24 protein-coding genes are annotated in these 26,733 nt (G+C 67.1%); 13 read left to right on the forward strand and 11 right to left on the reverse strand.

Annotated features, from left to right (window positions below; all coding sequences use genetic code 11):
• Positions 1-19: 19 nt before the first annotated feature.
• Positions 20-1,369, reverse strand: a complete 1,350-nt coding sequence (locus IU448_RS16590; protein ID WP_195056534.1) for a PhoH family protein — start codon at positions 1,367-1,369, stop codon at positions 20-22.
• Between the two features lie 397 nt (positions 1,370-1,766).
• Positions 1,767-2,150: a DUF488 domain-containing protein gene (locus tag IU448_RS16595; protein ID WP_195056535.1), complete on the reverse strand. Its 384-nt coding sequence runs from the start codon at positions 2,148-2,150 to the stop codon at positions 1,767-1,769.
• Between the two features lie 105 nt (positions 2,151-2,255).
• Between IU448_RS16595 and IU448_RS16600 the strand changes: the two genes are divergently transcribed.
• Positions 2,256-2,528, forward strand: a complete 273-nt coding sequence (locus tag IU448_RS16600; protein ID WP_033243389.1) for a hypothetical protein — start codon at positions 2,256-2,258, stop codon at positions 2,526-2,528.
• Positions 2,529-2,671: 143 nt separating this feature from the next.
• Here the strand turns inward: IU448_RS16600 and IU448_RS16605 are convergent, their stop codons facing one another.
• Together IU448_RS16605 and adh are read right to left on the reverse strand one after the other, a co-directional pair.
• Positions 2,672-3,064: a DUF779 domain-containing protein gene (locus IU448_RS16605; RefSeq protein ID WP_195056536.1), complete on the reverse strand. Its 393-nt coding sequence runs from the start codon at positions 3,062-3,064 to the stop codon at positions 2,672-2,674.
• Positions 3,064-4,581 carry an aldehyde dehydrogenase gene (gene adh / locus IU448_RS16610; RefSeq protein WP_195056537.1) on the reverse strand — a complete coding sequence of 506 codons (1,518 nt, stop codon included), beginning with the start codon at positions 4,579-4,581 and terminating at the stop codon, positions 3,064-3,066. Before adh ends, IU448_RS16605 begins: the two co-directional genes overlap by 1 nt.
• A gap of 582 nt (positions 4,582-5,163) precedes the next feature.
• Here adh and IU448_RS16615 point away from each other — a divergent pair.
• The 8 genes from IU448_RS16615 to IU448_RS16650 all read left to right on the forward strand — a co-directional run bounded on the left by IU448_RS16615 (position 5,164) and on the right by IU448_RS16650 (position 12,224).
• Positions 5,164-5,532, forward strand: coding sequence for a hypothetical protein (locus IU448_RS16615; protein WP_195056538.1), 369 nt, complete (start codon positions 5,164-5,166; stop codon positions 5,530-5,532).
• Positions 5,529-6,158, forward strand: a complete 630-nt coding sequence (locus IU448_RS16620) for a DUF3558 domain-containing protein (RefSeq protein ID WP_195056539.1) — start codon at positions 5,529-5,531, stop codon at positions 6,156-6,158. The genes IU448_RS16615 and IU448_RS16620 overlap by 4 nt, the downstream gene beginning before the upstream one ends.
• 4 nt (positions 6,159-6,162) lie before the next feature.
• Positions 6,163-7,521, forward strand: coding sequence for a hypothetical protein (locus tag IU448_RS16625; RefSeq protein WP_195056540.1), 1,359 nt, complete (start codon positions 6,163-6,165; stop codon positions 7,519-7,521).
• On the forward strand, positions 7,518-8,225 hold the full coding sequence (locus tag IU448_RS16630; protein WP_195056541.1) for an ESX secretion-associated protein EspG: 708 nt from the start codon (positions 7,518-7,520) through the stop codon (positions 8,223-8,225). The genes IU448_RS16625 and IU448_RS16630 overlap by 4 nt, the downstream gene beginning before the upstream one ends.
• Before the next feature lie 382 nt (positions 8,226-8,607).
• A complete protein-coding gene (locus IU448_RS16635; RefSeq protein ID WP_267467153.1) occupies positions 8,608-9,516 on the forward strand; it encodes a helix-turn-helix domain-containing protein in 909 nt (302 codons plus the stop codon).
• Positions 9,476-9,694: a DUF397 domain-containing protein gene (locus IU448_RS16640; RefSeq protein ID WP_195056543.1), complete on the forward strand. Its 219-nt coding sequence runs from the start codon at positions 9,476-9,478 to the stop codon at positions 9,692-9,694. Before IU448_RS16635 ends, IU448_RS16640 begins: the two co-directional genes overlap by 41 nt.
• 185 nt (positions 9,695-9,879) lie before the next feature.
• On the forward strand, positions 9,880-10,746 hold the full coding sequence (locus IU448_RS16645) for a hypothetical protein (RefSeq protein ID WP_195056544.1): 867 nt from the start codon (positions 9,880-9,882) through the stop codon (positions 10,744-10,746).
• Positions 10,747-10,823: 77 nt separating this feature from the next.
• On the forward strand, positions 10,824-12,224 hold the full coding sequence (locus IU448_RS16650) for a class II fumarate hydratase (RefSeq protein WP_195056545.1): 1,401 nt from the start codon (positions 10,824-10,826) through the stop codon (positions 12,222-12,224).
• 214 nt (positions 12,225-12,438) lie between these two features.
• On the opposite strand, the gene IU448_RS16655 is transcribed toward IU448_RS16650, so the two are convergent.
• The 3 genes from IU448_RS16655 to glpX all read right to left on the reverse strand — a co-directional run bounded on the left by IU448_RS16655 (position 12,439) and on the right by glpX (position 15,737).
• A complete protein-coding gene (locus IU448_RS16655) occupies positions 12,439-13,296 on the reverse strand; it encodes an acyl-ACP desaturase (protein WP_324188619.1) in 858 nt (285 codons plus the stop codon).
• Between the two features lie 222 nt (positions 13,297-13,518).
• On the reverse strand, positions 13,519-14,160 hold the full coding sequence (locus IU448_RS16660) for an LGFP repeat-containing protein (protein ID WP_195056546.1): 642 nt from the start codon (positions 14,158-14,160) through the stop codon (positions 13,519-13,521).
• A gap of 533 nt (positions 14,161-14,693) precedes the next feature.
• Complete coding sequence (glpX, locus tag IU448_RS16665; protein ID WP_195056547.1) at positions 14,694-15,737, reverse strand: class II fructose-bisphosphatase; 1,044 nt, start codon at positions 15,735-15,737, stop codon at positions 14,694-14,696.
• Positions 15,738-15,869: 132 nt separating this feature from the next.
• Between glpX and IU448_RS16670 the strand changes: the two genes are divergently transcribed.
• The gene (locus IU448_RS16670; RefSeq protein WP_195056548.1) at positions 15,870-16,439 is read left to right on the forward strand and encodes a DUF4245 domain-containing protein; all 570 of its coding nucleotides are present in this window, start codon (positions 15,870-15,872) and stop codon (positions 16,437-16,439) included.
• A gap of 4 nt (positions 16,440-16,443) precedes the next feature.
• Here IU448_RS16670 and IU448_RS16675 read toward each other — a convergent pair whose 3' ends face one another.
• From IU448_RS16675 to IU448_RS16685, 3 genes are all read right to left on the reverse strand, one after another.
• Complete coding sequence (locus IU448_RS16675; protein WP_195056549.1) at positions 16,444-16,677, reverse strand: exodeoxyribonuclease VII small subunit; 234 nt, start codon at positions 16,675-16,677, stop codon at positions 16,444-16,446.
• A 2-nt stretch (positions 16,678-16,679) separates the two neighbouring features.
• Positions 16,680-17,936, reverse strand: coding sequence for an exodeoxyribonuclease VII large subunit (gene xseA, locus IU448_RS16680; protein ID WP_324188635.1), 1,257 nt, complete (start codon positions 17,934-17,936; stop codon positions 16,680-16,682).
• A 95-nt stretch (positions 17,937-18,031) separates the two neighbouring features.
• Complete coding sequence (locus IU448_RS16685) at positions 18,032-18,811, reverse strand: lipid droplet-associated protein (RefSeq protein WP_195056551.1); 780 nt, start codon at positions 18,809-18,811, stop codon at positions 18,032-18,034.
• A 251-nt stretch (positions 18,812-19,062) separates the two neighbouring features.
• On the opposite strand from IU448_RS16685, the gene IU448_RS16690 reads away from it, so the two are divergent.
• Complete coding sequence (locus tag IU448_RS16690) at positions 19,063-20,064, forward strand: 4-hydroxy-3-methylbut-2-enyl diphosphate reductase (protein ID WP_195056552.1); 1,002 nt, start codon at positions 19,063-19,065, stop codon at positions 20,062-20,064.
• A gap of 309 nt (positions 20,065-20,373) precedes the next feature.
• Here the strand turns inward: IU448_RS16690 and IU448_RS16695 are convergent, their stop codons facing one another.
• Positions 20,374-21,378: a DUF6542 domain-containing protein gene (locus IU448_RS16695; RefSeq protein ID WP_195056553.1), complete on the reverse strand. Its 1,005-nt coding sequence runs from the start codon at positions 21,376-21,378 to the stop codon at positions 20,374-20,376.
• 293 nt (positions 21,379-21,671) lie between these two features.
• Between IU448_RS16695 and IU448_RS16700 the strand changes: the two genes are divergently transcribed.
• Entirely contained in the window at positions 21,672-22,865 is a 1,194-nt protein-coding gene (locus IU448_RS16700; RefSeq protein ID WP_195056554.1) for an exonuclease SbcCD subunit D, read from the forward strand.
• Positions 22,862-26,428 (forward strand): AAA family ATPase, encoded by a 3,567-nt coding sequence (locus IU448_RS16705; protein WP_195056555.1) that lies wholly within the window; start codon positions 22,862-22,864, stop codon positions 26,426-26,428. The genes IU448_RS16700 and IU448_RS16705 overlap by 4 nt, the downstream gene beginning before the upstream one ends.
• Positions 26,429-26,733 lie beyond the last annotated feature (305 nt).

Here is a 26,733-nt window from a genome sequence, read left to right on the forward strand (position 1 = left end):
CCGACCGGCTATGCCGGCATCAAGCGCTCGGCGCGTACTCCTCCAGCATCTCGGTGACCAGCGCCGCGATGGGCGAACGCTCGCTGCGGGTCAGGGTGATATGTGCGAACAAGGGGTGGCCCTTGAGTTTCTCGATCACCGCCGCGACCCCGTCGTGCCGGCCCACCCGCAGGTTGTCGCGCTGCGCCACATCGTGGGTGAGCACCACCCGGGAACCACTGCCCAGGCGGCTCAACACGGTGAGCAGCACATTGCGTTCCAGCGATTGGGCTTCGTCCACGATCACGAACGAATCGTGCAGTGACCGGCCGCGAATATGGGTCAGCGGAAGGACTTCGAGCATATCCCGGCTCAGTACCTCCTCCATCACCTCGCGACTGGCCAGCCCGTCGAGAGTGTCGAAGACGGCCTGCGCCCACGGGCCCATCTTCTCGTTCTCGGTTCCGGGGAGATAGCCGAGTTCCTGCCCCCCTACCGCGTACAGGGGCCGGAACACGACGACCTTGCGGTGGGAGCGCTTCTCCAGCACCGCTTCCAGACCCGCGGTCAGTGCCAGCGCCGATTTACCGGTGCCCGCACGGCCACCGAGCGAGACGATCCCGACGCTTTCGTCCAGCAGCAGATCCAGCGCGACCCGCTGCTCCGCGGAACGGCCGTGCAGCCCGAACGCCTCCCGTTCCCGCACCAGTTGCACCCGTTTGTCCGCGGTGACGCGGCCGAGCGCACTGGAACCGTTGCCCAGCAGCCGGATTCCGGTGTGGCAGGGCAACTCGCGCGCCTCGTCCAGGTCGACCACCGATTCGCTGTAGAGCTGGTCGACGATTTCGGAGGCGGTGTCGATTTCGACCATGCCCGACCAACCGGAGGTCACCACGTCCTGGGCGTGATATCCCTCCGCGCGCAGACCTACCGCGCTGGCCTTCACCCGCATCGGGATGTCCTTGGATACCAGCACCACCTGCCGGCCGTCCGCGGCGAGGTTCAACGCGCAGGCCAGGATGCGGGAATCATTGCTCTCGGTACGGAAGCCGACCGGTAGCACCGTGGGATCGGTGTGGTTCAGTTCTACCTGCAATGTGCCGCCTTCGGTGCCGATCGGCAACGGCTCGTCCAGCCGGTCGTGGGTCACCCGCAGATCGTCGAGCATGCGCAGGGCTTCCCGGGCGAACCAGCCGAGTTCGTGGTGGTGCCGTTTGCCTTCGAGTTCGCTGATCACGACCAGCGGTAACACCACCTGATGTTCACCGAACCGGGTTACCGCCCAGGGGTCGGACAGCAGTACGGAGGTGTCGATGACGAAGGTCTTCAAACCTTTCTCAATGAAGCGAGAATTCGCCGAGGGGGCGGATACGGAGCGATTATCAGTCACGGTAGGCTCCTAGGTCTGCGCGGCACCCACACAGACAGTCTCGCTGGGCCGGTCGGTCCGGATGGCTGCTGACGGGGTGCGTCAGCAGCCACGAGGACCGGGTGCCGGCCCCCTCGTACTGAGTTGCTCAGTCACGGTCAGGACCTCCCGAGCGAGCCACAACGCGTGACCCGCCACTGACGAAGCTACCCCGTACCTGCCCCTTCGCGCTCGAAGAAATGCGGGAGGGTTTGATGAATTCGGTGTGAACGGGGTCCCGAATCAGGCTATTCAAGCAGGTCAGACAGGCTATTCGCGGTATCGTTCGGATGTCGTCGGGGGATGGCCGCGGTCGGCCGTCCGAGGCTCGGGTTCGCCCCGTATTCGCCCCGGCCGGTACGTCCGGCGCTGTCGCCGGCTATTCGCCCAGGGACTGCATCAGTACGGGAATGTGGCTGTTGTCTGGATCTTTGACCGCGGTGACGAGCGTGACCGGCGGGTTGGTCCGTGCCAGGCCGCGCAACCGGACGAGTACCTCCCGGGCCGTCCGGCCCGCGAGTTCTTCGCGATATCGGTCCGCGAAATCGTCGCGGCGGCTCTCCGGATCTTCGTGGAACCAGCGGCGCAGCTCGGTCGAGGGCGTGAGGTCCTTGGCCCATTCGTCGATCCGGGCCGCGGATTTGGTCACCCCGCGCGGCCACAGCCGATCGACCAGCACCCGGTAACCGTCATCCGGTTCCGGTGCCTCGTAGGCCCGTTTGACCTGGAAGCCGCGAGGGACGGGGTAGGTTTCGTCGGTCATGACGCCATCGCATCATGCGGGCCGGCCGGTCCGGGAGCGCCACGCGGGGCGAAGCGCCCGGCCGGAAACGCGACCGGACACCACCGGCGGGATTAGAGTCGGCGTATGGGCACGAACGAGGAGTTGGAAGGCCTGTCGTCGAAAGAACTGCACGACCGGGCGGTCAAGCTCGCGGTGCGGCACGGCGATATCCGTTTCCTCTGGCAGTTGCTCACTCGTATACCCGCCGCGGAGGCCACAGCGGGGCGGGTCGGGGAGAGCGAGGCCGATATCAAATGGGTGGTCCCCATGCTCGACGATTACGTCCATGCCGGCGACGGCGACCTCGCCGAGGCGTTGCGCGGGTTCTACCTGGACTACCTGCGCGAGCACTCCTGAACTCGCCGGTAGGTGGTCCTGTGCCGTCCTAATGCAGGACCGTCACCTGGAGGTCATGCTTCTTCCGGAACGTCTTTGATCCGGATGGCAACGCTCATACCCACAGGGTATATGCGCATGGCATGCGCATATACCCTGTCGTTCTACTCGGCGCCCGTCCTCGGTGGTGGCGCGGATTCCAGCTGGAGGAATTCGTCGTCGGTGAGCAGGCGGGAACGGATCAGGAACCGCACGCCCTCCGGAGCCTCCAGCGAGAAACCGCTGCCGCGGCCGGGCACCACGTCCACCGTCAGATGGGTATGTTTCCAGTATTCGTACTGGTCGGCGCTCATCCAGAACGGTGTATCCGCATCGACCTCGCCGAGCAGCACATCCTGCCCGCCGACCCGGAACTCACCCCGCGGGTAACACATGGGCGCACTGCCGTCGCAGCAGCCGCCGGACTGGTGGAACATCACCGGGCCGTGCCGCTCGATCAACTCGTGCAGCAGGCGGGCCGCGGCCGCGGTGAGTTCCACCCGGTTCGGCTCCGGCATCAGAAGAATCCGAGTTTCTGGGCCGAGTAGCTGACCAGCAGGTTCTTGGTCTGCTGGTAGTGGTCCAGCATCTGGGCGTGGTTCTCCCGGCCGATCCCGGACTTCTTGTAACCGCCGAACGCCGCGTGCGCCGGGTAGGCGTGGTAGCAGTTCGTCCACACCCGGCCCGCCTTGATACCGCGCCCGAGGCGGTAGGCGGTGTTGGCGTCGCGGGTCCAGACCCCGGCACCCAGCCCGTACAGGGTGTCGTTGGCCAGTTTCAGGGCTTCCTCGGTGGAATCGAAGGTGGTGACCGAGACGACGGGACCGAAGATCTCCTCCTGGAAGATCCGCATATCGTTGCTGCCCTTGAAAATGGTCGGCTCCACGTAGAACCCGTTCGGGTAGCCGTCGACCGTGCGTGCGTTACCGCCGATCAACACCTCGGCGCCTTCCTGCCGGCCGATATCGATATAGGACATGATCTTCTCGAACTGATCGTTGCTGGCCTGCGCGCCGATCATGGTGGCGTCGTCGAGCGGGTCGCCGCTGACGATCGCTTTCGTCCGTTCCACACACCGGGCCATGAATTCGTCGTAGATCGAGGAATGGATCAGCGCCCGCGACGGGCAAGTGCAGACCTCGCCCTGGTTGAGCGCGAACATCACGAAACCCTCGACTGCCTTGTCCAGGAAATCGTCATCGGCGGCCATCACATCCGGCAGGAAGATATTCGGGCTCTTACCGCCGAGTTCCAGCGTCACCGGAATGATGTTCTCGCTGGCGTACTGCATGATCAACCGCCCGGTGGTGGTTTCCCCGGTGAACGCCACCTTCGCCACCCGCGGACTCGACGCCAGCGGTTTACCGGTCTCCACCCCGAACCCGTTCACCACATTCAGCACACCGGGCGGCAGCAGATCGGCGATCAATTCGACGACCTTCAGGATCGATGCCGGCGTCTGCTCCGCCGGTTTCAGCACCACCGCATTCCCCGCGGCCAGCGCGGGCGCCAGCTTCCACGTAGCCATCAGGATCGGGAAATTCCACGGAATGATCTGCCCGACCACCCCGAGCGGCTCATGGAAGTGATACGCGACCGTATCGGCGTCGATCTCGCTGATCCCGCCCTCCTGCGCCCGGATCGCGCCGGCGAAATAGCGGAAATGATCGACCGCCAACGGCAGATCGGCCGCCTTGGTCTCGCGGACCGGTTTCCCGTTCTCCCAGGTCTCCGCGACGGCCAGGGCCTCGAGATTCTCCTCGATCCGGTCGGCGATCTTGTTGAGGATATTCGCGCGCTCGGTCGTGGAAGTGGCACCCCAGCCGTCGGCGGCGGCGTGCGCGGCATCCAACGCCAACTCGACATCGGGCGCGGTGGAACGCGCTACCTCACAAAAGGTTTCGCCGTCGACCGGTGACGGATTGTCGAAGTATTTCCCTTCGACAGGCGCAACCCAGTCACCACCGATGAAATTGTCGTAGCGATTCGCATAGCTGACGATGCTGCCGTCGGTGCCGGGCTTGGCGTAGGTCATGAGGTACTCCTCGCAATGGATTCGTGCGGTGCGCGCGGACCGAAACGAAGGCGGAGGTTCGCATCATGACGAGCTCCTCGTTCGACTCGGACACAGTGATACGCGCGGGGTGCTGTAGTGATACACCTCACTATGCCGCTCCTGCGTCGGGGGTGCACGGAGTTCCCGCGGAATGACCGGCCGGGGATTCGCAGGAGTGAGCAGTCACGGTCCGAAGTCGGCTGTTCCGCGCGATCGATATCGCCGATTCCGCCGAGCCGCGAGGTTTCGATCTCGACCATGCCCGGCACAGCATGACGGTGACCCGGTCGATGGATGACCGAAGACCGAGTGGCTCGGGGCCGGGCAGTTCCGGTTGCTGTGGCGCGGGCGCTCGCCGACACCGCTGCGGGGCGGGGGCGTGGCAGGTGCTGTCTGCTGCGGTGTACAGCGTGGCTCCGGTTCGGCGATGAGCTCCGGGCCCGGTCGGGTGGCGCCGGTTTGCCGCAGTAGACGAGTCCAGCGGGGCAAACGCGGGAACCGGGGTGCGATGGAGTGCGTCCATTAGGGTGAGTGAAGTTTACGAAAGGGTGGGCCGGCGCTATGGATGTGGGGCAGGGGACTGCGAACGGGCTGTATCAGCAAGCTGTGGCGGGGACTTTCCGGATGGAGCGAGGAGCTGCGGAGCGCTGCGCAGCGGTGTACACACGATTAGTGGACACCTGCCTGGACCAGCAGATAATAGACTCCGAAAGCCTGCACCGATTAGGCGGATTCGGCGGATTCGTGTCAGCGCAGCAACTGCAGGAAGGGTTTCTGGCCAAAGGGACTGCGGCAACGGATGCGCTTCTGGGTTTGAAGGAAGCTGCATTGCGTATGGCCGCAGCTTATCTTCACGCTGGTGGCGCAATCGAGGAAGCAGACGCGATGAATAGTCGTGCGCTGAGTGTCATTGGAGAGGCTGTGGAATGATTTCTCGAAACTTGCTGGCCGTTGCTGCTGCCGCGGGAGCTTTTATGGGGTTGGTGGCTTGTTCCACTCCCGCTGAGCCGCGTGAGACGGCCGTGGCTACATCTGAATCGTCTGAGGTCTCACGAACAGGCTCGGCGCGGCCGACATTGACCGAGTCGCGTTTGCAACCGCCGCCTTTGGAGAACGACTATACGAACCAGGGGCGGCCCGAGGTGGTGTTCGATCCGTGTACATGGATCAATGACGAGGCGGTGAGCGAGGCGGGTCTTGATCCGGCCACACGGCGCCGAGGCCAGGACGTAGTAGCGGAATATACATTCTTGACATGTAACTTCGATGGAGAACTTCGCAACCTCTCGATCGAATCCGGCAATGTCGCTTGGGAAGAGGACTTGCAGAGGTACAGCGGAGTCAGTGAGCCGTTGACGGTAAACGGCCGGGAAGCTCTGCTGGTGCAAGACCCAGATCAGGAGCGGGTTTGCGGCATTCATGTGCGGACCGAGGTCGGGTTTGTCATGTTCAGCTCAACCCGCACTTTCGAAGGCAACGAGGCAGGACTTCAGCGTTGCGACGGCGTTCTGGAGATCGTGACAGCGCTGGAACCCGAAATCGGGCCGGAGAACTGAAACGATGAGTGACGAGAATCCCGGCGTGTTCGGGCAATTCGGCCCGTCGATGGGGGTGGCGCCGGAATCCATGGAGGACCGAATTTCGGGACAGCAGAGCCTGGCCGGTGCACAACACGTCGGTTCCCAGGTATCGCATGGTGGACAGGACCCGGCCTACATCACTCGGATGGAACTTTTCGAAGGTCTTTCACATGAGGAAATTCATTCGAAAGTCCAGGATATGTTCCCGGGTGTTATGCATTCTGTGGCGGATATCTATCAGAGTATCGCCAACTCGCTGGGAGGTGCGCTCTTCGGTTCACTTATCTCCATTCAGCGAGAGCTATCCGAGGGGATGGCAGGTGAGTTCGCGGATGCGGCCAACCGAGCCTCGCGGACATTCTTCGATCAGGCGACCGATGTGCAAGAGGTCCTCAATGCCGTCGGTATGCGAATCCACGCGGCTGCCTACGGTGCGGAGGTGGTGAAGAAGTCCGTACCGCCACCGCCTACCCAGGGAGCGGCCCCCGGCGGAACCGCCGTGACCACGTCCGTGAACGACCCTGCTCAGATTGCGCAGACCGTCGTCGGCGCGGCCGATCCGGCGGCCCAGGCGGCTTTCGACGCATATAAGGAAGATCAGCGGCTGGCCGCCGTCGAAGTAATGAATACGGCCTACAAGCCCACCTACCAACCCGCAGGTGAGGGCGTGCCGACATTCGTTCCGGTTCAGATGCCAGGGGATCTGCCCGGCCCGACCGTATCGAACGGGTCGACCACCAGCGGCCCCGCAGGTACCACCCCAGGGCCGGGTACGCAGGCGCCCAACGGCGAGAATCCGGGACAGCACGAAACCGGCGAGCAGCCGGCGGAAACCCCCGGTTCGGCAGACGAACCCCGGACGACCACGGCCGGAACCACCGAGAATCCGACCACCGCACAACAGCCGGGCACCACCCCGGGCAGCCCGGCCGGTGATCCGCAGCGGACCACGCCCTCGACCACCACCTCCGGTTCGCCGGGCGTACCCGCCGGAACTCCCGGTTCGCCCGGGATGCCCGGCGGTGCGCCACCGCAGAACCAGGCCCCAGGGAAAACCGTTCCGGGAGCTCCCGGCGGTACACCGAACAGCCCGGCCGGCGGACCGGGGACCGCTGCCGCGGCGGGCACGGGGCGGGCGATGTCGGGTATGCCCGGCATGATGTCGCCCGGTGCGGGAGCACGGCGCGGTGAGGGCGACGATGAACACAAGGTACCCGACTACCTCGTACATGAGCGTGAGGACGAGTTGTTCGGCGCCCGGCCCCGACTGCTGGACGGTGTGCTGGGTGGCGACGCCCCTGCCGCGCAACCGGCCGACGACCGTGGAGAACGCCGGTGAAATGGGAGTTCACGCCGGACGAGTTCATGCATGTCTGGAAGGAGACCGGTAAGGACCGGTTTCCGTATCCGCTGGAATTGCGTTCGTCGGTGCGGTGGGAGGACGAATACCAGCGGCTGGCGGCCCGGATCGAAACCGCCTATCCGCGTGGCGCCGACCCCGATCTCACGTCCGCGTTGCTGGCTGCGGCGGATCCCGAAGCCACGCTCACCCTGTCGGGCAGTCGCCGCCGCCGGATCCGCGCCTACGGGGCATTCGCCGGCACCGCCGGGGTGACGGTCGTGCAGTTTCCGGGTACCGACACCGATTTCGACGGTAAGTTCGTGGTGCAGGTCGGAACACCGGCGCTCGTCCCGCGAATTTTTCTGCAGATCCTCGGCGAACTGCCCAAGGGGACCCGTCCGCCGTTGGTGGAGAGTATCGATCGGCTGCGTGACACGTACGAGATCTGGAACGGCGGCAAACCGCAACCCGCGGATCATATGCGCCGGTTGCTGAAAGCCCCCCGGGCAGGGTCGGGCTTCCTGCAGGCGCGCCATCGGCTGCGTGACCCCCAGCCGCCGGAGCCGCGCTATCTCAGCTGGTTCGATATCGCCGACGACGGCCGGTACGTCTACCGGCACCGCTACCGGGACTTCCATATCGATCCGGTGTCGCACGACGAACTGAAACGTGCGCTCACCCAACTGATTGCTCCGTTCTGATCCGCACCGGCCCCCGCTGTTCCCACGGCAGCGGGGACGGGTGAGTACCGGCCTTTTCGGTCCGGTCGATGGCGCAGAAGTGCAATCGCCCACCATCTTTCACTCCTCGGGTTAGTCTTGGCGTACGCCCGGCGCAGGATCCGGCGGGGGCACATGGACGGTGCCGGATCCATTCGCAACCTTCCGAGTTGCGGTGAAGACGTTTCGCGAAGGTGAGTCACGGAACGTCCCGCGCGGGCGTATCTCCAGTAGATCGGACGGGCACGCGGTCGCGCTGCTCATGCACTGGGGAAATGTCGTGGTAGAGCCGAATTTCCACCACGGCGCCTTCCATATCGAGACGATCCAGTTAGCGAGGGTAACTATCGTGGGTAGTGGGTCCATGCTCCCCCGTCGGGCCTTGGGGCGTCAGCTGCGCAAGATGCGACTGCGAGAGGGGATGACACAATCAGGTGCCGCGCGGGTTGCGGAGATTTCGCCGCAGTCCTACGGACGGCTGGAGGACGGCCGCCCTACCAAGGTGACGGATCTGGCGATGAACGCCTTGTGTAACGCATTTTCCAGCACGGATGAGGAGCGGTTGATCGTTCTCGACCTCGCACAGGCCACCAGGAATCCGGCCGGGTTCGAGGGTGGTTGGTGGCTATCACACAGGGCTACGGTTACAAAGAACTTCAGCGACTTCGTTACCTTGGAAGAATCGGCAACACGGGTGTTTTCGTGGGAGACGTGTCTAGTCCCCGGCCTGCTGCAGACCAGAGAGTATCGCCGCGCATTGCTGTGGGCCGAGTTCCCTGAGATGCCATCAGGCCAGGTGGAGTCGATTCTGGATGCAGTTGCTCGACGACAAGAGTTGCTGAGCAAGGCGGATTTTCACTTCGAGGGTTTGATTGCCGAGTCTGTACTGACCACCGTGATAGGCGGCCCGGCCGTCCTCGCGGACCAACTGTCGCACCTGCTTGAAGTCTCTCGTTGGCCGGGTGTGACCATGCGTGTTGTCGGCAGCCGCGCCAATGACCAGGTCGGCATGGTCACCGGACCGTTCGTACTGTTCGATCTGCCTCCGATGCCGACCTCTCGGCTACGGCAGGCGCCGGTAGTGTACATGGAAGGCCATTTCGGCAGGATCTACCTCGACGACGTGTCGGAGGTCGCCGAGTACGCGCGCGTAAGGGAAAGACTCCGGCGAACTGCCTACTCGGAGAAAGAATCTGGCGAGCTGGTTCTGGCAGCATTGAAGGAGTGGAACGATGAGGGATCTATCAACTGCCCAGTGGTTCAAAAGCAGTAGAAGTCAAGGGGACGGCAACTGCGTGGAGGTTGCGTTCCTGGACGATTCGATGGTTGGCGTGCGCGATTCCAAGGATCCCACCGGCCCGGCCTTGGTCTTCGGCGCGGCAGAATGGTCCGGTTTCCTCACCGGCCTGTCCGGTACCGGTTTCGGTGACGCCGGCGGTACGCGGCCCTGAAATTCTTCACCCGCGGCCTTCGGGATCATGGGTAGCGGTGGTCCGGCGGGGCAGCCGGACCACGGTGGGCAGCCGGATTCTCTTCGAGGACGAGGTCGGCAGGGGAGGCAGCTTGCAGCCACCGCAGTAGTGCGGAAACACTTGTGGTTCACGGGTTGTCGGTGCCACGTACTACGGTGCGTGGCATGCCTTCGACCCCGCATGAAGTGGTGATCGATATGTTCACGGAGCGGCCGCAACTGGTCGCTTCGCTGTTGGCCGCGCTCGGCTACGAGCTACCCGACTACGAGACGGTGGAACCGCGCTCCGAGCGCGCCGCTGTCGTCGCACCCACCGAGTACTACGCCGATGCGGTACTGGCATTCCGGCGCGGCGGCAGTACGGTCCTGGCGGTTGTCGTCGAAGTCCAGCTCCGCCCGGATCATGACAAACCTTGGTCGTGGCCGGTGTACACCACATCGCTGCGGGCCCGGATGAAATGCCCGGTTCTGCTTCTGGTCGTCTGTCCGGATCGGCGGACCGCGCAGTGGGCTGCCAAACCCCTCGAAATCGGCTTCGGTAATCCACCCACTACTGTGACACCCCTGGTCTTGGATCCGTCGACGGTACCGGTGGTCACCGATCCGCAGGTAGCGACCGAACTGCCGGAGCTGGCCGTGTTGTCTGCCGTCGCCCACCCGCACCACCCCGACCACACCCGGATCTGGATGGCCCTGGCCGCGAGTTTTCGCACTCTGGGAGCGGACCCGGCCCTGCGATACCATGACTTCATCCTGACGATGCTGCCGCGTGCTGTTCGTCCTGCTTGGGAGGCTTTTATGTCCACCGGTCTGCGTGATTACAACTTCACCAGCGATTTCGCCCGCAAGTACATCGCCGAAGGGGAGGCGAAGGGTGAGGCGAAATCGATCCTGACCGTTCTCGATGCACGTGGAATAGCTGTGTCCGACCACGTCCGCGATGCCATCACCTCTTGCGATGACCTGGACCAGTTGCAGAAGTGGCTGCGCCGGGCTCTCGAAGTCGTCGAGGCGGAGGAACTGCTCGCCTGACGGGCGCGGGCTCACCGGTGACGCAGACCGCACGCGTGGCACGCCGACTTCGCGCGGGTCCGGCATAGGGTCGGGTTATGAGCGAGCAGACGCAGTATCGCATCGAGCACGACACCATGGGTGAGGTCCGGGTTCCGGTGGATGCGCTGTGGCGGGCGCAGACGCAGCGGGCGGTGGAGAATTTCCCGATCAGCGGGCGTGGGCTGGAGCGGGCGCAGATCCGGGCGCTCGGGCTGTTGAAGGGGGCATGCGCGGTCGTCAACCGGGATCTCGGCCTGCTCGACGCCGAGAAGGCCGATGCCGTGATCGCGGCTGCGGCGGAGATCGCGGCGGGGCGCCACGACGACCAATTTCCGATCGATGTGTTCCAGACCGGGTCGGGGACCAGTTCGAATATGAACGCCAACGAGGTGATCGCCTCGATCGCGGCGAACAACGGGATCACGGTGCATCCGAACGATCACGTGAACATGTCGCAGTCGTCCAACGACACCTTCCCGACCGCCACCCATCTGGCGGCCACCGAGGCCGTGATCAAAGACCTGCTGCCCGCGCTGGAGCATCTGCGGCTCGCGCTGCTGGACAAATCCGATGAGTGGCGCACGGTGGTGAAATCGGGTCGTACACATCTGATGGATGCCGTTCCGGTGACGCTGGGGCAGGAGTTCGGTGGGTACACCCGGCAGGTTGCGGCGGGGATGGAACGTCTGCTGGCGACGCTGCCGCGGCTCGGCGAGTTGCCGATCGGCGGGACCGCGGTCGGTACGGGCCTGAACGCGCCCGCCGATTTCGGGGCGAAGGTGGTGGCGGAACTGGTGCGAAGCACCGGGATCGATGCGCTCACCGAAGCCGAGGATCATTTCGAGGCCCAGGCGGCGCGGGACGGACTGGTGGAGGTTTCCGGGGCACTGCGCACCGTGGCGGTGAGCCTGACGAAGATCGCCAACGATATCCGCTGGATGGGTTCCGGACCGCTCACCGGGCTGGGGGAGTTGCAGTTGCCGGATCTGCAGCCGGGTAGTTCCATCATGCCGGGCAAGGTCAATCCTGTGCTGCCCGAGGCGGTCACGCAGGTGGCGGCGCAGGTTGTCGGTAACGATGCCGCGGTGGCGTTCGCCGGTGCGGGCGGGCATTTCGAACTGAACGTCTACATTCCGGTGATGGCGCGCAATGTGCTCGAATCGATTCGCCTGCTGGCGGCGGTATCCCGGTTGTTCGCCGATCGGTGTATCCACGGGCTCACCGCGAATGCCGAACGGCTGCGGACCCTGGCCGAATCCTCGCCGTCGATCGTGACACCGCTGAATTCGGCGATCGGTTACGAGGAGGCGGCTGCCGTGGCCAAACAGGCTCTGCGGGAAGGGAAAACCATCCGGCAGACAGTGATCGACCGGGGGCTGGTCGGCGAAAAGCTCAGCGAGGAAGAGTTGGACCGGCGCCTGGATGTGCTGTCGATGACGAAAATCGACGAGGGGTGAACCGGCCGCCCGTCCCCGGCTTGCACGGTGTGGTCGCCGCCTGACCATACGGTGGCGGCGGTAGCCGGATCCGGGCCGGCGCCGCCTTGTGGACGATATCGGCGAACGGGGCATCGCCGATGTGCCGCGTCCGGCCGGGTACAACTGCAACTCGGTGTACTCGACTGGCACGGATGTGTGCCGGGGCCGGTGGGGAGCCGGCCCCGGCAAAGGATCAGGGGCGGAAGCGGTCGAGTTCGGCGCGTGCCGTTTCGCCGGCTTCACCGAGATCGGTGCGGTCGAAAACATTCCAGCGCTGCAACAGTGGAGCGAAGACCAGTTCGTCCTGTTTCGCCGGATCGTAGATCCCGGCTGCGGCCAGCGCCTCGTCGCTGCTGCGGCCGTCGGGCAGGGTGAGCGAGGGCACCCGGAACGCGGCGATCTGATCGGCGACGGCGCGCATGGCCTGATCCGGCGCCTGCTCGAAGCCGGCCGCCAGCAGATCGGCGAAGACCTCCGCCTGCATCTCGTCGTCGACGGCGATCCGCTCGCTGATGGCGGTGACCAGTTCGTTCTCCCCGAGCGCCGCGGTGTTGCGGTGCCGGATGGCGGATGCCTTCTCCTCGAATGCGCAGGCGGCCAGCACATCGAGCAGATGCATCGGCGGGCGGCGGAAGCCCGTGGTCATATGGTCCATGCGCAACCGTTCGAGTTGCACCGGATCACAGGCGCGGGTGGTCATCAGATAGTCGCGGATCAGGATGGAATGCCGGGCCTCCTCGGCGGTCCAGCGGCCCACCCAGCGCCACCAGGCGCCGGTTCGCAGATATTTGCCGACCTCCCGGTGATAGGAAGGCAGATTGTCGGCGATGAGCACGCTCACGGTGAGCGCCGTGCGCGCCGTATCGCTCAATACGGACTGGGCGGGGTCCCAGTCCTCGCCACCGAGGAAGGCGAAGTTGCGTCCGTCGTCCCAGGGCACGTAGTCGTGCGGCTGCCATTCATCGGCGGTTTCCGTATGGCGCCGCATGGTCAGTTCCACCTCGACCGCGAGGGATTCCAGCAGGTCGCGGTCGGTCAACAGATTCTGCACGCACACACGGTAGCGGGTCGGGCGGGAGATCGGGTGAGTGCCGGGTCGGGTCGGGAATTATCGGTCACAGGTCCAGTTCGGATGGTGAACGCGCACAGTTTCCGAAAAGGCCGAAAAGTGACCGCGAATTCTGCTCGGGTATGTCCCGGCAAGGGATCTGGCAGGGTTCACATGTACGGCAAAAGGGGCGCCCGCCCGTGGCAAGCGCCCCTCCGCCGGAAATCAATTCTGGGTGACGGTGGTGGAACGGTCGGACGAGTTCCAGGTGATGGTGCCGCCTTCGAACTCGCTCATCTTGCCCTCCGGAGTGTCCTGCTCGTCCGAGATCGGGAACCCGAGTTCGCCCTCGGCGCCGCCGTTGGCTTCCCACGCCTCCCGGATATCGCCCCACACGATGTGGGCCCCGGTTTCCTCGCTGAAGAAGATGGTGCCGCCGACGAAGTTCTGGTACCGGCCACCGTCACCGGCGACCTGCTCCTCGCCTTCCGGCATACCGAGCGTGCCGGCCGGGCCGCCCGCCTCGGTGTACTTCTGATAAATGCTGCCCGACACCGTGACCTCGGTGCCGTCCGGTGTCTGCACCGTGGTTTCGCCGGCATCGGCGTTGGGATCCTGATCGGGGGTCGGCGATCCTTCGGCGCCGGTGGTCTCGGTGGGGGACGCCTCCGCTCCCGGTGACCCCTCGGCCGGTGCCCCGGTGGGGGTGTTCCCCTCGCCGGTGTTCTCGCCGGGCATCACCTGCGAGGTCAGTGAGCCGACGGTATCCGATACCGAGGTGTCGTCGTCGCCGCAGCCCGCAACCAGCAGGCCCGCGGCCGCGAGCGCAATGGTGAATCCTGCTGAACGTCGAGCGAAATGGTGCATGTCCATCCTCTCGCGACAGGCCGGCGTGATCCGCGGCCGCTGCCGCGTGGCTCATCACTCCGGCTCATTGAGGTGGCAACGCAACGGCTACCCAGCGTGGGATCCGTGACGTCACCACCTTCGGTGGTCACGGGGATCGTACCCGGATTGATCCGGCTGAGGATACTTCGCCAGGAATTAGCTGAATATTCGGTCGGCGGCCCGACTGATCGCTGCGGTGTCGCCGAAGGGGGGTATTTCAGTGCACGACACCGCCTGACGTGCCCAACCGCCGGTGCCGAGATCGGCGCGGTCCTGAACGGGTCCGCCCATGACACCGAAGGCAACGGGCAGCGCCGCCGAGTGCAGTGGGCTCGAAAGTTTCGGCCCGCGAGCCAGCAGCCTCGTCGAGTTCGATGAGGCCCTGAAAGGTTCCGGCCCGCCGCTGCTCTCCGTGCTCGGTGCTATGCGATGCGAGGCGGCGCGGCCACGAGTGTCGAGTGCGGGAAAGCAGAGGCGGGCCGGAACCCCCGCGCGCCGGAGACGCGCCGATATCAGGGCAAGGGAGGGTTGGCGTGTTCGTCGCCGTGGAAATCGACCGATGAGTACTCGCGGAGCTTGGTCAGCCGGTGGTAGGCGTCGATCATCCGGACGGTGCCCGATTTCGACCGCATGACGATCGACTGAGTGGACGCACCGCCGCCGTAGTAGCGGACGCCGCGCAGGAGGTCGCCGTCGGTGACGCCGGTGGCGCAGAAGAAGACGTTGTCGCCGGAAACCAGGTCCTCGGTGACCAGGACACGGTCCAGATCGTGTCCGGCGTCGATGGCCTTCTGGCGTTCGTCGTCGTCCTTGGGGGCGAGTTTGCCCTGCAATACGCCCCCCATACAACGCATGGCGGCGGCGGCGATGATGCCTTCGGGAGTGCCGCCGATGCCGACGAGGATATCGGTGCCGGAATCGGGGCGGGCGGCGGCGATCGCGCCGGCGACGTCACCGTCGGAGATCAACCGGATGCGGGCGCCGGCGTCGCGGACCTCCTGGATCAGGTCGGTATGACGGGGCCGGTCCAGGATGCAGACGGTGATATCGGATACCGACGCGCTCTTGGCTTTGGCGACCTTGCGGATGTTCTCCGCCATCGGCGCCGAGATATCGATCACGTCGGCGGCGTCGGGGCCCACGGCGATCTTGTGCATGTAGAACACGGCCGAGGGATCGAACATGGCTCCGCGTTCGGCGACGGCGAGCACCGAGATCGCGCCCGGCGAACCCTTCGACATCAGCGTGGTGCCGTCGATCGGGTCGACCGCGAAGTCCACTTCGGGGCCGGTGCCGTCACCGACGTTCTCCCCGTTGTAGAGCATGGGCGCCTCGTCCTTCTCGCCCTCGCCGATCACCACGACACCGCTCATCGATACCGAGCTCACCAGTTGCCGCATCGCATCGACGGCCGCTCCGTCGCCGCCTTCCTTGTCGCCGCGGCCCACCCAGCGGCCCGCCGCCATCGCACCGGCCTCGGTGACACGGACGAGTTCGAGCGCGAGGTTGCGGTCGGGCGCCTCGCGGCGGCTCGAAGGGGTCGCGGATGCCGTCATAGCGGGTGCCTCCTTGGCGTCGGAACTTCGGGGTAATTGTCGCATTGACCGGTTCCGTGGAAATGATCACCTGGTACGGCAGTACCGGGGGCGGGGCGGGGTGTGCCCTGTACCACGATGGATACTGGGGGCGTGCCGAACAAGAAGCCACGCATCATGAACGACTACCGGGATCTGTTCTGGTCGCTGATCCCGTTGGTGCTGATCGCTGTGGTGTTCGCCGGGCTCACCAGCCAATGCAGTTTCGCGGCGAACGGTCCGACACAGGGCACAATCCCGAGTTTCGATGCCGCCGCGGCCCTGCGCTCGGACGCCCAGAACCTCCGGTTCCCGGTGCGGGAACCGGCGCTGCCGGATAACTGGAAACCGAATTCGGGCAGCCGCGACACCATCCCCGCCGCCGGTGGCGGCACGGTGAGCACCATCGGTTACATCACCGGTGCCGGCACCTACATGGAACTGAACCAGAGCGACGCCACCGAAGAGGTGCTGCTCGACCATGCCGTGGGCCGCCGATACGCCACCGGCACCCACGAAACGGGCGGGCAGAAATGGGTCGTGTACGACGAACCGGGTGCCGAACCCGCATGGGTCGCCGATTTCGGGGACAGCCGGGCGCTGATCCGGGGCGCGGGCGATACCGCGGCCTTCGAAACGCTCGCCGCGGCGGTCACAGCTGCCCAGCCGCTACCGTCCCGGTGACCGGCTAATCCCGATCGGATTCGGCGAGCGCCTTCTCGATCCGCTGCCGGGCGCCGGCCAGATGTTCCTCACACCGGTTGGCCAACGCTTCGCCGCGTTCCCACAGCGCCAGGGCGTCGTCGAGATCCATACCGCCCTGTTCCAGCATCTTCACCACATTGACCAGTTCGTCACGGGCACGTTCGTAGCCGAAACCGGTGATCTCGGCCAGCTCGTCGGCGGCGCTGGTATCGGGCACGATCAGGTCCTCTCGGGGTCGTGGGGGTGCGGGTGCGCGGCGCGCCGGGCCGGGGAGCTGCCCTCGCCGAGCGGGGTGGTGCCCAGGCCGGCGGCGGAAATCGCGCCGTCACCGACGCGGATCCGTAGCTGGCTACCCGCGGGGGCGTCGTCGATACTGCGCACCACATGGCGTTCGGGGCCCGCGACTCGTTGCACGACAGCGTAGCCACGGGCCAGCGTCGCGGCGGGACCCACGGCGGTCAGCTGCCGTCGCAGATGGCCGGTGGTGGTGGATTCGGCGCGGAGCAGATCGGTGACGGTGCGACGGGCCGCAGCGCGCAACCGTTCGACCTCGTCGTGGCGGTGGCCGAGTTCACGCAGAGGGTCGGCCAGCACCGGACGCGAACGCAACTGTGCCAGCGCGGCGGTCTCCCGCTGGACCCAGCCGCGCAGAGCGGCGGCGGACCGGGAACGCAGTTCGCGGACCAGCGCGGTTTCGGCGGCGGCATCGGGAACGACGCGTTTGGCGGCGTCGGTCGGGGTGGCGGCGCGCCGATCGGCGACCAGATCCGACAGCGGGGAATCGGGCTCGTGACCGATCGCGCTGACGATCGGCGTGGTCGCGGCGACGATCGCGCGGCACAGGGTTTCATCGGAGAACGGCAGCAGATCCTCGACACTGCCGCCGCCGCGGGCCAGCACGATCACCTCGACCGCGGGGTCGCGGTCGAGTGCGGCCAGCGCGTCCAGAATCTGCGGTACCGCGGATGGGCCTTGAACGGCGGTATTGCGTACTTCGAACCGCACCGCGGGCCAGCGGCCCCGGGCCACGGTCAGCACATCGTGTTCGGCGGCGCTACCGCGGCCGGTGATCAGGCCGACGGTCGCGGGCAGGAACGGCAGCGGCCGTTTGATGCGTTCGTCGAACAACCCCTCCGCCGCCAGCAGTGCCTTGAGCCGTTCGATCCGGGCCAGCAGTTCACCGACACCGACCGGACGGATCTCGGTGACCCGCAGCGACAGGGTCCCGCGACCGGTGAAGAACGAGAGTTTGCCGTACACCACCACCCGGCTGCCCTCCTGCAGCGGGACCGGAGCATCGCGTAACAGCGCCGGATCGCAGGTGACCGACAGCGACATATCGGCGGCGGGGTCGCGCAGGACGAGGAACGCGGTACGGGTACCGGGCCGTAGATTGATCTGGGTCAGCTGTCCCTCGACCCAGATACTGCCGAGCCGGTCGATCCACTGGGCGACCTTCATCGACACCGAACGCACCGGCCACGGCTGTTCGGCGGAATTGGCGGGGGCGGGCGGCTGTCCCGGACGGCCGGAAGCGGTCCGGCCGGCCGCGGGCGCCGGGTCGGCTCCCGTCACTGGGCGCGCACGGTGGCGATCCGGTTGGTCAGCATGGTGACGAATGCCGCACGGTCCCGGGTGCGCTGCTCGTAGTCCAGCAGGGCCACCAGATCGGCGACGGTCAGGGTGCGCAACCGGCCGCGCAACTGGGCCAGAGTCATGTTCGGGTAGTCGTAGCGGGCGCCGACCTCGGGGAGTTCGGGTTCGCGGGCGGCTGCCGGCTCCGGGGCGTTCGTCGCCGGGGATCCGGCGTTCTCGGCCGTCTCCTCCGCAGCATCTGCCGCTTCCGGCTTCGAAACAGGCGCAGTCTCGGGACCCGGGGCCGGTATGTGCCGATCGGCTTGCGGGGCAGACTCCGGCGCGACCCGCTCGTCCCACTCTTCGGTCTCGAAGGCGGTGGCCTCGGGCGCCGCGCTTCCGTTCTGCATCGCGCGCAGGCCGGCCAGGGTTTCCTGCAGTGCCAGCTCCACCTCCACCGGATCGGAATCGAACCGGTCGAATCCGCTGTTACGCGCGGGCGCGCCGCCGGGCCTGCGTACCGGCAGCTCCTCGTCCTCGTCGAACGTGGCCCATTCCGGCTGCTGTTCCGGACGGTTGACGATCCGGTCGAAAACCGAATCACCCTTGATCGCGAGACTGGTGACGAACTGCTGGGCGTGCATACCCACCTGCAGCAGCTGGCTCACCGCGGTGACGGGAAACTTGACCGCCGCGGAAGGCAGCCGTCGCGTCTCCTCCAGGACGTAGACGGCGGCTCCGGCGGCGACACGGGCCAGGAACGGTGGTCGAAACATGGTACTAGCCTGCCCGATATTGCCTGGTCCGCAAAAGAGGTCGGGCCCCACTCGGCCCGGCGTGGGACGCCGCCGGCGCCCGGCCTGTTCGGGTCGCGGCCGGCTCGCAGACCGCACCGGCCACTGTGACGAACCTCCCGCCGCAGGTCAGCGCGGTGCGGAAGGGGTGCAGCGGCCGGGCGCCACCGGGCCGGGTGTGCCGGGGCGCACGGTCGCAGCAGGGGCCCGGGGTACGCACGTATCCTGTCGGCATGTCCTCGGCCATACCGTTGAATGTCGGAATCACTCGCTCGGCAGGCGCCGCCACCGCCGAGGGGAAACGAGTGCTGCTCGCCGAACCCCGCGGCTACTGCGCGGGCGTGGACCGCGCGGTGGAGACCGTGGAGAAGGCGCTGGAGAAACACGGCGCGCCCATCTACGTCCGCAAGGAGATCGTGCACAACCGCCATGTGGTGGAAACCCTGCGCGAACGGGGCGTGATCTTCGTCGACACCACCGACGAGGTGCCCGAGGGCGAACTCGTGGTGTTCTCCGCCCACGGCGTCTCCCCGGCCGTCCACGCCACCGCCGCCGAACGCAACCTGCGCACCATCGACGCGACCTGCCCCCTGGTGACCAAGGTGCACCAGGAAGCCAAACGATTCGCCCGCGACGACTACGACATCCTGCTCATCGGCCACGAAGGCCACGAGGAAGTCGAAGGAACCGCCGGGGAGGCGCCCGAGCATGTGCAACTGGTCGACGGACCGGACGCGGTCGCCGGGGTGCGGGTGCGCGACGAATCCAAGGTGATCTGGCTGTCGCAGACCACGCTCAGCGTGGACGAAACCATGGAGACCGTCTCCCGGCTGCGCGAGAAGTTCCCGGCGCTGCAGGATCCACCCAGCGACGATATCTGCTACGCCACGCAGAACCGGCAGGTCGCGGTGAAGGCGATGGCGCCGGAATGCGATCTGGTGATCGTCGTCGGATCGCGGAACTCGTCGAACTCGGTACGGCTGGTCGAGGTGGCGCTGGGCGCCGGCGCCAGGGCGGCGTACCTGGTCGACTACGCGCGTGAGGTCGATCCGGCCTGGCTGGACGGCGTGCAGACGGTCGGAATCACCTCCGGGGCCTCGGTACCGGAGATTCTCGTACGCGGTGTACTGGACATGCTGGCCGAGCACGGCTTCGGTGAGGTGCAGCCGGTCACCACCGCGAACGAGACCCTCGTCTTCGCCTTGCCGCGAGAGCTGCGCGCCGCCCGGCGCTGACCCCTGGACCGGAACGGTCTGCCCCTCGGGCATCGGTCCGGCTCCTGTGCACGGGGCGGCGCGGGATCAGGACCTACTCGCAGAACGTGCGAGGGTGATATTCCACCCAACCGACCGGCTGGCCGCGAGCGGGCGGATTCGATCGCTGCTGCTACCGCGGTTGCGGGTGCCGAGGCGGTCCACTGGTGCACGTCTGCGCCGGATATGCGGCCGTGCCGTGGTGCGCTGTGGGGGCGGCGGGAAGTATCGGACGGTATGCGGGTGGGCGCCGAACGGCGATGTGCCGTGCCCGGGATTCGTCCCGGCCGTTCACATCCGTTCGGGGCGCCGGCGTTCCGGGATGGGCTCCCGATCGCGAAACCGCGCGACCTGCGGCTGGCGCGGTGGTTCGCCGCCTCCGCGCCGGGTGCGGGCTCGGGCCGGTTCCTCCGGCATCGGGGCACCGGAACGCGGCGGACGGTGTTGATGGACGTCCCGGGCCCGCGGCTGGGCTTCCCGGGAACGGGGTGTAGCCGCGCGCGCCGGTTGGTCCGCCGCCGCGCGGCCCCGGCTGCCGCGGCGTGGCGGCTCGGGGGCGGATTCACGGGTGTAATCCGGTTCGGGATTCTCCGGGCGCTTCGGCCGGGATTTGGCCTTGGCCCGCGTACTCGTCTTCGAACGGGCGGCCAGTGTTTCCGCGCGCGTCGGTTTACTCCCGCGGGCCGGTTTTCCCTCGCCGGCCGCCGACCGTTTGGACTGTCCACGACCGGAGCGTTTCGTGGTCTCGCGGTGCGGCCGGTCTTCGGAGCGGTTGCGCGGCTGCGCGCGGCTCGTGCGCCGTTCGCGCCGGCCCCAGCTCGTGCCGCGCCGCGCCTCGGCGGTTTCCCGCGCCGTTTTCTCCGACCGGTACTGCGCGATCCGGATCGCCGCCACCAGCAACACCAGCACGGTGGCCAGCATCATCGGCGGGAAGCGGTGGACCAGCGGGATGGCCAGATTCAGCAGGATGTCCTTGACCGAGGAGGTACTGCTCCCGGTGAGCTGGCGGTAGGCGAGCGGGACCGCGATGAACAGGAGTAGCGGCGGTAGCACCATCGTCGGGAACAAGCCGCGGAACCGCACGGTCGCAACGGCCGCCAGACAGCCGAAGACATAGAACGCGCTGAAGGTGCCGGTGAGGTCCGTGACATCGCCGAGGGCGTCGATGAGGAAGCCCACGAATGTGCACGCCGCCGCGATGAGCACCGCGGCATACGCCGGTACGCCCGGCACCGTCGGCAGTAACGAACGTTGCGGCGCGGGCACCCGGGAATTCACTCGTTGGGAAGCAGCCACGTAATGAACACTATCGCCCGGAAGGGTCGGCCGCGTTACGGCACGGCGGGTCCGGCGTGAGGATTGTGCGGAAACGGTGCTCGGCGCGCATATTCATTACTGTCCCGACCTGTTGGTGGCGCCCGCCACGAATGGCTCATTCGAGACGCGGGCGGTAATGGGACACGGTCGGTGGTGCGGGGCGGTGGCCGGATCGGCGGGCGGAGAACGGTGTCGGCGTGTTGCCGGTGTGGCGTCGCCGGGAATCGGAGTCGCATTGAAAGCTGTCGGTGGGTTGCCCTAAATTCGCGGTCATGCGAATCCTGCATACGTCGGACTGGCATATCGGACGCACCTTCCACGGCGTCGACCTGCTGGCCGACCAGCAGCGGGTCCTCGAGGCGATAGCCGGACTCGTCGCCGCGGAAGGGGTGGATACCGTGGTGCTCCCCGGCGACGTCTACGACCGGTCCATCCCCAGTGCCGACGCTATCGCGGTGTGCAACAGGGGTTTCGAGGCCATCCGCGCGGCCGGGGCGCGAATCGTGGCAACCTCGGGCAACCACGATTCCCCCACCCGGCTCGGCGCCGGGGCCAGTTTCGCCGCCGCCGGTGGGCTGTATCTGCGCACCACCGTGGCCGATTCACACCGGCCGATTCTGCTGTCCGATTCCCACGGCGAGGTCGCGTTCTACGGGATCCCCTACCTGGAACCGGAGATATGCCGCGCCGAACTCGGCGTCCCGCAGGCCCGCTCCCACGCCGAAGTGCTGGCCGCGGTGCTGAACCGTATCCGTGCCGATATGGCGCAACGCCCGGGGGGCCGGGCGGTACTGCTGGCGCACGCCTTCGTGGTCGGTGGAGTGGCCGGTGGTTCGGAACGTTCCATTTCGGTGGGCGGGGTGGAGACCGTTCCGCTGCAGTTGTTCACCGAACTCGCGGCCGACTATGTCGCCCTCGGGCACCTGCATTCCCCGCAGACTCTGGCCGGATCGGTGCGTTATTCGGGATCGCCACTGCCGTACTCGTTCGGTGAGAGTTCACACCGGAAGAAGGTGTGGCTGGTGGATCTCGACGCCGCGGGTCCCGCCCAAGTGCAGGAACGAGAACTACCGCAGGTCCGCGGTCTGAGCAAACTCACCGGAACACTGGAGGAACTACTCGGCGATTCCGCGTGGGAACCGGCCGAACAGCACTACGTTTCGGTCACCCTCACCGATTACGCCCGGCCGGTGGACGCCATGCGGAAACTACGGGAGCGGTTTCCGCATGCGGTGCATGTGGAATGGGAGCGTCCACAGGCGGACACGGCACTGAAATACCGGGAGCGGGTGCGCGGCCGCGACGATACCGATATCGCCCGCACCTTTCTCGGCGATGTCCGGGGCGAACCCAGCGAAACCGAGATGCAATGGCTGGCCCGGGCACTGTCCGCCGCGGTACGCGAGCCCGAGTCCGCAACCGCCTTCGCGGAACCGGTGGACGCCGGAACGGAACTCACGGCATGAGATTGCACCGGCTGGAGATGACGGCGTTCGGCCCGTTCGCCGAAACCACGGCGATCGATTTCGAGGAACTCGGCGCGGACGGGCTGTTCCTGCTGCACGGCCGTACCGGCGCGGGTAAGACCACGATCCTCGACGCCATCGCCTACGCGCTCTACGGCCGGGTCCCCGGCGCCCGCGGGGACAAACGCCTGCATTCCGATCACGCGCCCGCGCATACCCGGCCCGAGGTGATTCTCGAGGCGACCCTGGGCGGGCGTCGGGTCCGGATCATCCGCAGCCCGGAATTCGAACGGCCCAAACTGCGCGGCAGCGGAAACCGGGTGGAGCCCGCCAAGGCCACCCTGGCCTGGCTGGACGGACGCGGTACGAATCTGTCGCGGATCAACGAGATCGGTGATGAGGTCATCCGCCTGCTCGGGATGAGCGCCGACCAGTTCTTCCAGGTCGTTCTGCTCCCCCAGGGAGATTTCGCTCGTTTCCTGCGCGCCGAGAACGAGGACCGGGAACGACTACTGGAGAAGTTGTTCGATACCGGCCGTTTCGGCACAGCCGAACAGTGGCTCGCCGCGCAGCGCAAGAACTCCGGTGAACAGATCGGGGCGCAGCAGCGCAATGTCGAGGATCTGATCACCCGGGTCGCGGTGACCGCGGGTATCGACCGCACCGAGCGGATCGATATCCTCGATGCGGTCGAATGGTCACAGGATCTGCTGAACACCGCCCGCGGCGACCTGGAGATGGCGCAACGTGAGTTGGCGCTGCGTCGAGAGGAATCGGCGGACGCCGACGAACAGGCGGAAAGCGAACGCCGTGCGGCCGAACGACGCCACCGTCTCACCCTCGCGCGGCAGCAGCTCGACGACTACGCGGCCGATGACCGGCAGCGCGAGAACGACCGGGCCGAACTGGAACGGGCCCGGCGCGCCGAGCCGGCCGCCGCCGCGCTGGCGGAGGCCGAGGAGGCGGTGGAAGCCGCGCAGGGGTGCGATGCAGCGGCCGATGCCGCGGCCCGGCGATTGACTCGCCTGGCCGCGGAGCCCGAAAGCCTGGATGTTCCCGGGATTCGCCTGGTACGGCCCGACGCGCCTATCGAGCGAGCCGCCGGGAACCGGCCGGGTGAATCCGCCCGGGGGAGCACCCCGGTCGACGTTGTCCCTGCCGGGACGGAATCGGACCGTGGAGACGACGGCGGCGATTTCGCTCTGTTCGCGCTGGAGCCCGAGCGTGCGGCGGGTGTATCGACGCCGCACGCACCGGACAGCGGCCCGGACGAGGATCTCACCCTGGACACCGCGATCCGAGGCTGGAGCGCGCACCTCGGTCAGCTCGAGGAGATCCGGTCCGCCGCCGCGAACGCCGAGAAGCTACGGGCCGAGCTCGGCGAACTCGACGAAATCGGTGCGCGGCTGCGAGACCGGGCCGCGGAACTCACCGCGCGCCGGGCCCGCTTGCCGGAGGCCCTGGCGGCTGCCGAGGCCCGAGCGCGCGAGGCAGACGACGCCAAGGCGGCGCTGCCCGGCCTGCGGTCCGAACACCAGCGGTTGCAGCAGGCGGCCACCGCCGCGGTCGAACTGGCCGGGGCGCGAACCCGGCTCGATCGAGCGCGTGTCGATTCCGACGCAGCGCGGGCGGCGCATCTGGAGGCCCGCGAACGGGTGCTGGATCTGCGTGCCCAACGTCTGGCCGGGATGGCGGCGGAACTGGCCGGGCATCTCGTAGACGGGCAGGCCTGCGCAGTCTGCGGATCGGCCGACCATCCACAGCCCGCGCGTGCCGGGACGGCGTCGGTCTCCGAAGACGACGAAGCGGCGGCCGTCGGAGCCGAACAGGCCGCCCACGTCACCTCGGAGCGTGCCCAGAGTGCAATGGCACAGGTGGAGCGTGATATCGAAGCTCTGGTCGCCCGCGGCGGCGATACCGACCCGGTGGAACTCGCCGCGGCTCTGGACCGGGCCACCGACCGCTGGGGTGATGCGGAAGAGTTGGCCGCCACGGCCGGTGAATGCGCCGCCGAGATCACCCGCCTGCGCGCGGACGAGAATCGGCTACACGATGCCCTCCGCGAGACCGAGACCCAGGCCGGCGCGGTGGCCGCACAGTGGCGAGCCGGTCACGAACGGCTCACCGAAATCGACCGCAAACTGCGCACCGCGGCAGGTCACGACGGGACGATCGGCCGTCGCCGCGAACGCCTGTACGCGCTGATCGCCGCCGCCGGGGACCGGCGCGAAACCCTGGGAGCCGCGCGGGCCGCGTGGGAGAAAGCGGCCGGATGCGTGGCGCGCGTCGAAAAGCTCGCGATTGCAGCTGGTTTCGGTGCGCGCGCGGAGGCGATCGAGAAATCGGACCGTTCCGGCTCGGCCGCGGAGGATCACGCGGCCCGGCTGCGTGCAGCCGCTGGAGCGGTGCGGGCCCGCCCATCGCGTGACACGGGCGTCCCGGAGTTCGCCGGCGTACCGAACGGGTCGGGTATCGCCGGGCCGGGCGAGTCGGCAACAGGTGGAAGCGATTCCGCGGAGGCGGTCGGCGGACACGAGGAGACCGGCGTCGCCGAGGTGGCCGGTGGATCTGAGGGTGCCGGCGTCGCGGGGCTGTCCGGGGAGCCTCAGGAGATCGGCGTTGCAGGGGCTGCCGGTGGTCCAGGGGCGGCCGAGATGGTGGGGTCGGCCGTTGACCCCGCGGCGCTATCGGCTGTTCTGCGCTCGTATGCGCCGTTGATCGCGGCGGCTACCCGGACCCGGGAACGGCAGGAGACCATCCGTGCCGCCCTCGCCGCCGCCGAGGAGTCGCGGGCGGCCGCCCAGGCCGTGGTGGACGAACCCGAGATCCAGGCGGCCGCCGCGACCGAACCCCGTGACCAGGACGGACTCGCCGAGGCGGTGCACAAGGCCCGGCAGGCGCTGGACGAGGCAGTGGCTGTGCACGGGGCCGCCGTGCAGCGGGTCACCCGGCTGGAAACCCTGTGCGGACAGTTGTGGGCGGCGGTGGACCTCATCACCCCGGCGCAGCGGGCGCACCGGGAGCTGGCGGAGCTGGCCGAGGTTGTCGCCGGCCGTGGCGAGAACAACCGCCGGATGTCGCTGCGGTCCTATGTGCTGGCGGCCCGGCTGGAGGAGGTTGCGGTCGCGGGGTCGGCGCGGTTGCGCCGGATGTCGGGCGGGCGCTACGAATTCGTACACACCGACCGCGCCGGTACGCACGGCCGGCGCGGTGGCCTGGGGCTGGATATCCACGACGACTACACCGGTGCTGTCCGTCCCGCGCGCACCCTCTCCGGCGGGGAGACGTTCATGGCTTCGCTGTCGCTGGCACTGGGTCTGGCCGATACCGTCGCCGCGGAGGCGGGCGGGATCATCCTGGACACGCTGTTCATCGACGAAGGTTTCGGCAGCCTGGACGCCGATACCCTGGACGCCGTAATGGGGGTGCTCGACGAACTCCGCGCGGGCGGGCGTGTGGTGGGCCTGGTGAGCCATGTCGACGAGATGCGCCAGCGCATCCCCAGCCGTCTGCATGTCATCCGTGGAGCCCACGGTTCCCGAGTGCAGGCCACCGTCGTCTGATCCGCGGCCGCCGGTCCTTCCGGGTAACGCGGCCGAGCATCGCGAGGATTCGGGCCTACCGCCGGAATCCGCGGAGTACGGCGGGCAAGTCGTCGATGATGTGGGCGCCTCCATTGCCGCAAGGTGCCCACCCGGATCGAATTCGATGCAGCTCACGAGGTGGTGGTTTGTTCTGCGATGCGGCGGACCCGGATACCGAGGTCTTCGGCAGCACCGCGTCGCTCGTCGGTCTCACCGAGGCGATCGACGTAACCCAGTTTGCTGAGCGGACGCCCGGACGAACCAGTTTCCTCGCGGTCGAGAGC

Origin of the sequence: Nocardia flavorosea (assembly GCF_015477805.1) — a bacterium.
Taxonomy (GTDB): domain Bacteria; phylum Actinomycetota; class Actinomycetes; order Mycobacteriales; family Mycobacteriaceae; genus Nocardia; species Nocardia flavorosea_A.

Coding starts and splice junctions, on each gene's coding strand:
- IU448_RS16595 (WP_195056535.1), bottom strand. CDS start 2,150: ATGACCGACGAAACCTACCCCGTCCCTCGCGGCTTCCAGGTCAAACGG.
- IU448_RS16600 (WP_033243389.1), top strand. CDS start 2,256: ATGGGCACGAACGAGGAGTTGGAAGGCCTGTCGTCGAAAGAACTGCAC.
- IU448_RS16605 (WP_195056536.1), bottom strand. CDS start 3,064: ATGCCGGAGCCGAACCGGGTGGAACTCACCGCGGCCGCGGCCCGCCTG.
- adh (WP_195056537.1), bottom strand. CDS start 4,581: ATGACCTACGCCAAGCCCGGCACCGACGGCAGCATCGTCAGCTATGCG.
- IU448_RS16615 (WP_195056538.1), top strand. CDS start 5,164: ATGGATGTGGGGCAGGGGACTGCGAACGGGCTGTATCAGCAAGCTGTG.
- IU448_RS16620 (WP_195056539.1), top strand. CDS start 5,529: ATGATTTCTCGAAACTTGCTGGCCGTTGCTGCTGCCGCGGGAGCTTTT.
- IU448_RS16625 (WP_195056540.1), top strand. CDS start 6,163: ATGAGTGACGAGAATCCCGGCGTGTTCGGGCAATTCGGCCCGTCGATG.
- IU448_RS16635 (WP_267467153.1), top strand. CDS start 8,608: ATGCTCCCCCGTCGGGCCTTGGGGCGTCAGCTGCGCAAGATGCGACTG.
- IU448_RS16640 (WP_195056543.1), top strand. CDS start 9,476: ATGAGGGATCTATCAACTGCCCAGTGGTTCAAAAGCAGTAGAAGTCAA.
- IU448_RS16645 (WP_195056544.1), top strand. CDS start 9,880: ATGCCTTCGACCCCGCATGAAGTGGTGATCGATATGTTCACGGAGCGG.
- IU448_RS16650 (WP_195056545.1), top strand. CDS start 10,824: ATGAGCGAGCAGACGCAGTATCGCATCGAGCACGACACCATGGGTGAG.
- IU448_RS16660 (WP_195056546.1), bottom strand. CDS start 14,160: ATGCACCATTTCGCTCGACGTTCAGCAGGATTCACCATTGCGCTCGCG.
- glpX (WP_195056547.1), bottom strand. CDS start 15,737: ATGACGGCATCCGCGACCCCTTCGAGCCGCCGCGAGGCGCCCGACCGC.
- IU448_RS16685 (WP_195056551.1), bottom strand. CDS start 18,811: ATGTTTCGACCACCGTTCCTGGCCCGTGTCGCCGCCGGAGCCGCCGTC.
- IU448_RS16690 (WP_195056552.1), top strand. CDS start 19,063: ATGTCCTCGGCCATACCGTTGAATGTCGGAATCACTCGCTCGGCAGGC.
- IU448_RS16700 (WP_195056554.1), top strand. CDS start 21,672: ATGCGAATCCTGCATACGTCGGACTGGCATATCGGACGCACCTTCCAC.
- IU448_RS16705 (WP_195056555.1), top strand. CDS start 22,862: ATGAGATTGCACCGGCTGGAGATGACGGCGTTCGGCCCGTTCGCCGAA.